Raw genomic sequence first — 8,134 nt, 5'->3', positions numbered from 1 at the left:
GCCGGGGCGGTCGCGGCGGCGGCGGCCTTGCCGGCGGTGTCGATGCGGGCCAGCACTTCGCCGGAGGTGACGGTGCTGCCGTCGCCCTTGACGATTTCAGCCAGCACGCCCGAGGCGGGAGCCGGCACTTCCAGGACGACCTTGTCGGTTTCGACTTCGATCAGGATTTCGTCCGCTTCGACGGCAGCGCCCGGCTGCTTCTTCCAGGTCAGCAGCGTCGCTTCGGAGACGGATTCGGAAAGTTGGGGGACGACGACGTCGGTGATAGCCATTTTGTTTATTCCGTAGAGGTTTGAGTTCTGACCGCGAGGCGCGGCAGGCTTTCAGCAAACCTGCCGCGCGCCACGCGCGCAGCTAGCGATGGTTACTTCGTCAACATGACCTTGAACTTGGGAGCGAAAGCCGCTTCGATCAGCGCCTTCTGCTGCTCCTGGTGCTTGGCCAGGTAGCCCACGGCCGGCGATGCCGACGCGGCGCGGCCCGCGTAACCCAGCTTCTGGCCTTCGGCCATATTCTCGTACACGTGATGTTGGATGTAGAACCACGGGCCCTGATTCTGGGGCTCGTCCTGGACCCAGATGACTTCGGTGGCCTTCGGGTACTTGCGCAGTTCGGCCTCGAAGGACTTGTGCGCGAACGGGTACAGCTGCTCGACGCGGATGATGGCGACGTTGTCGGCGCCACGCTCGCGGCGGGCGTTGACCAGGTCGTAGTAGACCTTGCCCGAGCAGGCCAGCACGCGCTTGACCTTGGCGGCGTCGATGGCCTCGTCGACCTCGCCGATGACCGGGCGGAAGCTGCCGCCGGCCAGTTCGGTCAGGGGCGAGCCGGCGTCCTTGTTGCGCAGCAGCGACTTGGGCGTGAACAGCACCAGCGGCTTGCGGAACGGGCGGATCATCTGACGACGCAGCACGTGGAAGATCTGCGACGCGGAGGTCGGCTGGATCACCTGCATGTTGTTGTCGGCGCAAAGCTGCAGGAAGCGCTCGATGCGGCCCGACGAGTGCTCGGGGCCCTGGCCTTCGTAGCCGTGCGGCAGCATCAGGGTCAGGCCCGACTGGCGGCCCCACTTGGCTTCGCCGGAGCTGATGAACTGGTCGATCACGACCTGGGCGCCGTTGACGAAGTCGCCGAACTGGCCTTCCCAGATGGTCAGCGTGTTGGGCTCGGCGCTGGAGTAGCCGTATTCAAAGCCCAGCACCGCCTCTTCGGACAGCACCGAGTCGATCACGGTGAACGGAGCCTGGCCTTCCGAGACGTTCTGCAGCGGAATGTAGGTGCCGTCGTTCCAGCGTTCGCGGTTCTGGTCGTGCAGCACGGCGTGGCGGTGCGTGAACGTGCCGCGGCCCGAGTCCTGGCCGGTGATGCGGATGGCGTAGCCCGAAGCCACCAGCGTGGCGAAGGCCAGGTGCTCGCCCATGCCCCAGTCCAGGTTCATTTCGCCCTTGGCCATGGTGCGGCGGTCGTTCAGCAGCTTGGCGACCAGCGGGTGCACGGTGAAGCCTTCCGGCACCGTGGTGATGCGTTCGCCGATGCGCTTGAGCTCGGCCAGCGGCACGGCGGTGTCGGCCTGGTCGGTCCACTTGGCGCCCAGGAACGGCGACCAGTCGATGGCGTACTTGCTCTTGTAGTCGGTCAGCACCGGCTCGATGGTGCGCTGGCCGTCTTCCATCAGCTGGCGGTAGTCCTTGACCAGCTGGTCGGCTTCGCCTTCGGCCAGCACGCCCTGCGTGGTCAGCTTGTCGGCGTACAGCTTGCGCGTGCCGGGGTGATGGCCGATGCGCTTGTACATCAGGGGCTGCGTCAGCGAGGGGGTGTCCTGCTCGTTGTGGCCCAGCTTGCGGAAGCAGACGATGTCCACGACCACGTCGTGGCGGAACTGCAGGCGGTAGTCCAGCGCCAGCTTGGTGACGAACACCACGGCTTCGGGATCGTCGCCGTTGACGTGGAAGACCGGGGCTTCGATCATCTTGACCACGTCCGTGCAATACAGCGTCGAACGCGAGTCGCGCGGGTCGGAGGTGGTGAAGCCGATCTGGTTGTTGATGACGATGTGCAGCGTGCCGCCCGTGCCGTAGCCGCGGGTCTGCGCCAGGTTCAGCGTTTCCATGACCACGCCCTGGCCGGCGAATGCCGCGTCGCCGTGCACCAGCACCGGCAGCACTTGCTTGCCTTCGGCGTCGCCGCGGCGTTCCTGGCGGGCGCGGGCGCTGCCCTCGACCACCGGGTTGACGATTTCCAGGTGGGAGGGGTTGAAGGCCAGCGACAGGTGGACCGGGCCGCCGCGGGTGGACAGGTCGCTCGAGAAACCGTTGTGGTACTTCACGTCGCCGTCGGTCAGGCCTTCGGCGTGCTTGCCCTCGAATTCGGCGAACAGGTCGCCGGGCATCTTGCCCATGATGTTCACGAGCAGGTTCAGGCGGCCGCGGTGGGCCATGCCGACCACGATTTCCTGGACGCCGTTTTCACCGGCGTGGTTCACCACTTCGTCCATCGAGGCGATGAAGCTTTCGCCGCCTTCCAGCGAGAAGCGCTTCTGGCCGACGTACTTGGTGTGCAGGAAGCGCTCGAGGCCTTCGGACTCGGTCAGCTGCTGCAGGATGTGGCGCTTTTCTTCGGCCGTGTAGGTGGGCGCGCCCAGCGTGGCTTCCAGGCGTTCCTGGATCCAGCGCTTGGCGGCGGGGTCGGAGATGTGCGTGAATTCGGCACCGATGCTGCGGCAGTAGGTGTCGCGCAGCGCCTTCAGGATGTCGCGCAGCGTCATGGTGCTGGCGGTCGTGAAGTAGGTGTTGGTGGCCGAGTAGGTCTGGTCGAGGTCGGCTTCGGTCAGGCCGTAGAAGGCGGGATCGAGCTCGGGGATGGGCGGACGTTCCTGGCGCTTGAGCGGGTCCAGGTCGGCCCAGCGCGAACCCAGGGAGCGGTAGGCGGCGATCAGCGACTGAACGGAAACCTGCTTGCTGGCGACGCTGAGGTCGGGCTCGGCCGAGCGCTGCACGAAGGCGTTGGCGCGGGCGCGTTGAGCGAACGATTCGACGATGGGCGCGTGGGCCTGATCGCGGGTGGACTCCTGGCCGTCGGTGGCGGGAGCGTGCTGCAGCTGGTCGAAATATTCGCGCCAGTTGTCGGGCACCGAACCGGGGTTATCGAGGTAGGCTTCGTAAAGCTCCTCGACATACGGGGCATTACCCCCGAATAGATAAGACGTGGATAGAGATTCCAATTCCGAAGACATATCGCTTCACCTTTACGAGTGCTTCACTCGACACGATGCAGGAAAACCTTCCGCGACACGGGCTTCCCGGTTAGCGGATAGCAGGGGCAGAAGGCGCGTACAAGCCTTGAAAGCCGTATGCCCGAAAGTATAACCCTTTGAGTTTACGGGCGTCTGCCTGCGATTGCGTGCCGCAAAAGCGCATGGGGAATGGCTGCATGCAGTATTGGAATGTCCGGCGAACCCCTTCTATCGAGCCGTCTACGCGCCCTCAAAAACCGTCATTCCAAAATGCGGCGGCGCGTCATTTTTGATCGGACGCAAGGCGAGTGTTGCGTGTTCGCCGCGATCAGACCGGCAACTCGGTGGTGGACAGGATCTCTTTGAGCACGAAAAACGTGCGGATCTGGCGCACGCCGGGCAGTTTGATGATCTCGCCGGCGTGCAGTTTGTTGAACCGTTCCAGGTCGCGGATGCGCAGCATCAGGAAGTAGTCGAACTCGCCGGCCACCAGGTGGCATTCCAGGCAGCCGCTGATGCCGCGCGCGGCGGCTTCGAAGTCGGTGAAGGATTCGGGCGTGGAGCGGTCCAGCACCACCCCCACGATGACCAGCGTGGCCATGTCGACCTCGGCCGGTTCGAGCAGCGCGACGGTCTTGCGGATGATGCCCTCGGCCTTGAGCTTTTCGACCCGGCGCAGACAGGCGGCCGGGCTGAGGTGCACGCGCGCGCTCAGTTCCAGGTTGGTGATCTGGGCGTCGTCCTGCAGCACGCGCAGGATCTGGCGGTCGATGCGGTCCAGGCCGGAAATGGCTGCCATTAATACGTCCCTAAAAATTAAATTTCGCCAGGATTTTTATCTGCCAAATAATAAATCCATATCTGGATAATTACCTGTTTTAAAAAACGATAAATCAAAAAAATACGCAATTGACCAAATATTCGTGCGATTCCTATGATTTTTCCGTGCGAGCCATCCCGGCCGACACGTCCAGACCCCACAGGAGCCCGCATGGATCTGCAACGCTTTCCCCGTCATCGCCTGACCTTCGGCGATACCCCGATCGAAAAGCTCGACCGCCTGTCCGCGCACCTGGGCGGCAAGGTCGAGATCTACGCCAAGCGCGAGGACTGCAACAGCGGCCTGGCCTTCGGCGGCAACAAGCTGCGCAAGCTGGAGTACCTCATTCCGCAGGCCCTGGAACAGGGCTGCGACACGCTGGTCACGATAGGCGGCATCCAGTCCAACCACACCCGCATGGTCGCCGCGGTCGCGGCCAAGCTGGGACTGGGCTGCGTGCTGGTGCAGGAGAACTGGGTGGATTATTCGGATGCGGTGTATGACCGCGTCGGCAACATCATGATGAGCCGCCTGATGGGCGCCGACGTGCGCCTGGTGGACCAGGGCTTCGACATCGGCCTGCGCCCGAGCTGGGAGGAAGCGCTGGAAGAGGTGCGGCGGCGCGGCGGCAAGCCCTACGCCATTCCGGCCGGTGCCTCCGATCACGAACTGGGCGGCCTGGGTTATGTGGGCTTTGCCGAGGAAGTGCGGCGCCAGGAGGCCGAGCTGGGCTTCAAGTTCGACTACATCGTGGTCTGCGCCGTCACCGGCAGCACGCAGGCCGGCATGGTCGTGGGCTTCGCCGCCGACGGGCGCGCGGACCGCGTCATCGGCATCGACGCCTCGGCCACGCCGGACCAGACCCGCGCGCAGATCCTGCGCATCGCGCGGCGCACCGCCGACATGGTGGGGCTGGGCCGGGCCATCGAAGACCGCGACGTGGTGCTGGACACGCGCTACGCCTACCCCGCCTACGGCCTGCCCTCGGCCGAGACCAACGAGGCCATCCGCCTGTGCGCCCGGCTCGAAGGCATGATGACCGACCCGGTGTACGAGGGCAAATCGATGCAGGGCATGATGGACCTGGTGCGCCGCGGCGACATCCCCGCCGGCTCCCGCGTACTGTATGCGCACCTGGGAGGGGTGCCGGCGATCAACGCCTACAGCTTTCTGTACCGCAACGGATAAGAGCGCCTACGGCCCGCTGGGCTGGCCTTGCGGCGACCTGCGCTGAACGCCGGGCCCGCCCGGACTTGCCAGCCCGCCCCTTCCGCGCCCATGATGGCCATGGGCCCGCGCCCCGCCGGGAGTGTCCCCGAGCGGGGCGTTCTGTATCCGGCGCCGGCTTGACCGTCCAGATGATGTACATAATTTGTATACAAAACCGCGATTTCCGGCTATGGTGCCGGTCATCGCCGGTTCGCACTCCCACTCTTCGCCCGCCATGACTTACGACGCCACCCGCCCCTACCCACGCGACCTGATCGGCTACGGCCGCAACCCGCCGCATGCCGGCTGGCCGGGACAGGCGCGCATCGCCGTGCAGTTCGTGCTGAATTACGAGGAAGGCGGCGAGAACAGCGTGCTGCACGGCGACGCCGGTTCGGAACAGTTCCTGTCCGAGATGTTCAATCCCGCGAGCTATCCCGAGCGCCACCTCAGCATGGAAAGCATCTACGAGTACGGCTCGCGGGTCGGGGTGTGGCGCATCCTGCGCGAATTCGAAAAGCGGCAGTTGCCGCTGACCGTGTTCGGCGTCGGCATGGCCTTGCAGCGCCACCCCGAGGTGGCCAGCGCCTGCGTCGAGCTGGGCCATGAGATCGCCTGCCACGGCTGGCGCTGGATCCATTACCAGGACGTGGACGAAGCCACCGAGCGCGAACACATGCGCCTGGGCATGCAGGCCATCACGCAGCTGACCGACACGCGCCCGCTGGGCTGGTACACCGGCCGCGACAGCCCGCGCACCCGCAGGCTGGTGGCCGACTACGGCGGCTTCGAGTACGACAGCGACTACTACGGCGACGACCTGCCCTTCTGGATGCTGGTGCGCAAGACCGACGGCGGCAGCGCGCCGCAGCTCATCGTGCCCTATACGCTGGACTGCAACGACATGCGCTTCGCGCTGCCGCAGGGCTTTTCGCACGCCGACCCGTTCCTGCTATACCTGAAAGACAGTTTCGACGCGCTCTACGCCGAAGGCGACGAGACGCCCAGGATGATGAGCATAGGCATGCACTGCCGGCTGCTGGGCCGCCCCGGACGCATCGTCGCGCTGCAGCGCTTCCTGGACCACATCGCCCGCCACGACCGCGTCTGGGTCTGCCGCCGGATCGACATCGCGCGCCACTGGAGAGCGGCGCATCCCTACACCCCTCAGCCCTGAACAGGACGGCCATGGCACACACCCTAGCCCAACTCAATTCAGCCCCGCCCGCGGCCGCCGCCGCGATGCTCGAGGGCCTCTACGAACAAGCCCCCTGGATCGCCGAAAGCGCGCTGCGCTCGCGTCCGTTCCGCTCGCTGGCCGAGCTGCGCCAGCGCATGCGACAGGCGGTCGACGAGGCCGACGCCGAAACGCGCCTGGCGCTGGTGCGCGCCCATCCCGAGCCTGCGCACCTGCCCGAACCCGGCGCCGCCTATCGCGAGGGCTTCGGCTTTCCCTTCGTGCTGGCCCCGCAGGGCCCGCGCGGCACGGATCTGACGCGCCAGGAAATCGCCGACGAATTCGCGCGCCGCCAGGACAACCCGCCCGAGGTCGAGCTGCAGGAGGCGCTGCACCAGTTGCACCGCATCGCCGAGATCCGCCTGCAGGACCGCTTCGGCGAGGCGCCGGCCATCGGCAACGACATCTGGGACTGGGGCGAACGGCTCGCCGCGCACAGCGATCCGGGCTATGCGGAAAAAGGCCAGTTGACCGTCACCTACCTGACCGACGCGCACCGCGCCTGCGCCGGGCTGCTGTCGCAATGGATGCGCGACTGCGGCTTCGACGAGGTCGGCATCGACGCCGTCGGCAACGTGGTGGGCCGCTACCTGGCCGACCGCGCCGACGCGCCCACGCTGATGACCGGCAGCCACTACGACACGGTGCGCAACGCCGGCAAGTACGACGGCCGCCTGGGCATCTTCGTGCCCATGGCCTGCGTGCGCGAACTGAGCCGCGCCGGCCGGCGCCTGCCCTATCACCTGGAAGTGATCGGTTTCGCCGAAGAGGAAGGCCAGCGCTACCGCGCCACCTTCCTGGGCTCGGGCGCGCTGATCGGCGGTTTTCGCGAGGAATGGCTGGCGCAGCAGGACGCCGACGGCGTCAGCATGCGCGAGGCCATGGCGCGCGCCGGCCTGCGCCCCGAGGACATCCCGGCGCTGCGCCGCGATCCGGCGCGCTACCTGGGCTTTGTCGAAATCCATATCGAACAGGGTCCCGTGCTCTACGAGATGGGGCTGCCGCTGGCCGTGGTCACGTCCATCAACGGCTGCCTGCGCTACCAGGTCCAGGTTTCGGGCCTGGCCTGCCACGCCGGCACCACGCCGATGGACCGGCGCCGCGACGCCGCCGCCGCGGCCGCCGAGATGGTGCTGTACGTGGAGCGGCGCGCCGCGCTCGACGGCGATTCGGTCGGCACCGTGGGCATGCTGGAAGTGCCCGGCGGCTCGATCAACGTGGTGCCCGGCGAGTGCCGCTTCAGCCTCGACCTGCGCGCGCCCAGCGACGCGCAGCGCGATGCGCTGGCCCGCGACGTGCTGGCCGAGCTGGAAGCCGTGTGCCGCCGCCGCGGCCTGCGCTACGCGCTGGAGGAAACCATGCGCGCCGCCGCCGCCCCCAGCGATCCCGCCTGGCAGCAGCGCTGGGAACGGGCCGTGGACGCGCTCGGGCTGCCGGTGCACCGCATGCCCAGCGGCGCCGGCCACGACGCCATGAAACTGCACGAAATCATGCCGCAGGCCATGCTGTTCGTGCGCGGCCAGAATGCCGGCATCAGCCACAACCCGCGCGAATCCACCACCAGCGACGACATCCAGCTCGCCGCGCAGGCCATGCTCAACCTGCTCGACAACCTCGCCCACGAAACACCATGACC

General features: G+C 66.6%; 6 protein-coding genes. 3 read left to right on the top strand and 3 right to left on the bottom strand.

Annotated elements, in window-relative coordinates:
- The 3 genes from C1I89_RS21050 to C1I89_RS21040 all read right to left on the bottom strand — a co-directional run.
- The coding region (locus C1I89_RS21050; RefSeq protein ID WP_308810280.1) for a biotin/lipoyl-containing protein at positions 1-272 on the bottom strand (272 nt) is incomplete at its 3' end.
- Positions 273-364: 92 nt separating this feature from the next.
- Positions 365-3,232: a 2-oxoglutarate dehydrogenase E1 component gene (locus C1I89_RS21045; RefSeq protein WP_102774499.1), complete on the bottom strand. Its 2,868-nt coding sequence runs from the start codon at positions 3,230-3,232 to the stop codon at positions 365-367.
- A 328-nt stretch (positions 3,233-3,560) separates the two neighbouring features.
- On the bottom strand, positions 3,561-4,031 hold the full coding sequence (locus C1I89_RS21040) for an Lrp/AsnC family transcriptional regulator (protein WP_102774498.1): 471 nt from the start codon (positions 4,029-4,031) through the stop codon (positions 3,561-3,563).
- 192 nt (positions 4,032-4,223) lie between these two features.
- On the opposite strand from C1I89_RS21040, the gene C1I89_RS21035 reads away from it, so the two are divergent.
- The 3 genes from C1I89_RS21035 (at position 4,224) to C1I89_RS21025 (ending at position 8,132) form a co-directional block, all read left to right on the top strand.
- Complete coding sequence (locus C1I89_RS21035; RefSeq protein ID WP_102774497.1) at positions 4,224-5,240, top strand: 1-aminocyclopropane-1-carboxylate deaminase; 1,017 nt, start codon at positions 4,224-4,226, stop codon at positions 5,238-5,240.
- 211 nt (positions 5,241-5,451) lie between these two features.
- Complete coding sequence (gene puuE, locus C1I89_RS21030) at positions 5,452-6,438, top strand: allantoinase PuuE (RefSeq protein ID WP_440130650.1); 987 nt, start codon at positions 5,452-5,454, stop codon at positions 6,436-6,438.
- An 11-nt stretch (positions 6,439-6,449) separates the two neighbouring features.
- Positions 6,450-8,132 (top strand): hydantoinase/carbamoylase family amidase, encoded by a 1,683-nt coding sequence (locus tag C1I89_RS21025; protein WP_102774496.1) that lies wholly within the window; start codon positions 6,450-6,452, stop codon positions 8,130-8,132.
- Positions 8,133-8,134 lie beyond the last annotated feature (2 nt).

The organism is Achromobacter pulmonis, assembly GCF_002885955.2.
Taxonomy (GTDB): Bacteria; Pseudomonadota; Gammaproteobacteria; order Burkholderiales; family Burkholderiaceae_B; genus Achromobacter; species Achromobacter pulmonis_A.
Note: the sequence above shows the minus strand (reverse complement) of the source record. Positions and strands in the feature narration are given on the sequence as shown.

What these genes read in the sequence shown, in the direction of transcription:
- puuE (WP_440130650.1), top strand. Translation starts at nt 5,452, where the DNA reads ATGGTGCCGGTCATCGCCGGTTCGCACTCCCACTCTTCGCCCGCCATG.
- C1I89_RS21035 (WP_102774497.1), top strand. Translation starts at nt 4,224, where the DNA reads ATGGATCTGCAACGCTTTCCCCGTCATCGCCTGACCTTCGGCGATACC.
- C1I89_RS21025 (WP_102774496.1), top strand. Translation starts at nt 6,450, where the DNA reads ATGGCACACACCCTAGCCCAACTCAATTCAGCCCCGCCCGCGGCCGCC.
- C1I89_RS21040 (WP_102774498.1), bottom strand. Translation starts at nt 4,031, where the DNA reads ATGGCAGCCATTTCCGGCCTGGACCGCATCGACCGCCAGATCCTGCGC.
- C1I89_RS21045 (WP_102774499.1), bottom strand. Translation starts at nt 3,232, where the DNA reads ATGTCTTCGGAATTGGAATCTCTATCCACGTCTTATCTATTCGGGGGT.